The sequence below is a fragment of the Streptomyces sp. 13-12-16 genome (assembly GCF_002114215.1).
Lineage (GTDB): Bacteria > Actinomycetota > Actinomycetes > Streptomycetales > Streptomycetaceae > Streptomyces.
Window position 1 is genome coordinate 1 of record NZ_NCTE01001052.1, and the last position, 848, is coordinate 848.

The 848-nt window shown below is 75.0% G+C and carries 1 protein-coding gene; it reads left to right on the top strand.

Annotated features, from left to right (window positions below; translation table 11 throughout):
• On the top strand, positions 1-848 hold an 848-nt coding region (locus B7767_RS35005; RefSeq protein ID WP_143652798.1), incomplete at both ends, for a DUF4139 domain-containing protein.

Here is an 848-nt window from a genome sequence, read left to right on the forward strand (position 1 = left end):
GGGCGGCTCCGCCACCGCCCGCCGCGCCCGCGCCGCCGGTGCCCGTGACCGGTCCGCCGCGGCCGGACGGCGCCGAACTCGACTACTCCGCACTCGTCCTGTGCGGCCCGGACGAGCCGGGCGGTCGCCGGGGCAGGCTGTTCCCCGGCTCCGGCTTCGACCCGGTGACCGCCGAGTACCGCCGCCGCGCCGAGACGGTGGGCTCGCTGCCCCTTCCCGGGTACGCCGTGCGGCCCCGCGAGTCGGCGGGCTCCTTCGACCACCGGTTCGATGCCGCCGCTCCCGCCGACATTCCCTCGGACGGCACCTGGCACACCGTCACCGTCGGCGAGATCCCGGTCGGCCTGCGCACCGAGTACATCTGCGTCCCGTCCGTGGAGCAGACCGTGTACACGACGCTGGTGCTCTCCAACGCCACCGATCAGGCCCTGCTGGCCGGTCCGGTGGAGGTCACCGTGAACGAGGAGTTCCTGCTGACCGCCGCGCTGCCCACGCTCGCCCCGGGCGGTGTGTCCCGGGTGGGGCTCGGACCGGCCGAGGCCATCGGGGTCACCCGCCGGGTGAACCTGCACGAGTCGACCGCGGGGCTGCGCAACAACGTCACGGTGCTCGACCACCGCGTCCACGTGGAGCTGGCCAACCGGCTTGCGGTGCCCGTCTCCGTGGAGGTGCGCGAGCGCGTGCCCGTCACCTCCGACGCGGACATCCGGATCGAGGAACGAGCCGACTGGGCGGCGCCCGAGGACGACGCCGGTCCGGAGCGCCACGCGCCGGGCACCCGCCTGTGGCGGATCGAACTGCCCGCCGGCGGCACCACCGCTCTCGACGGCGGCTACGAAATCCGGATC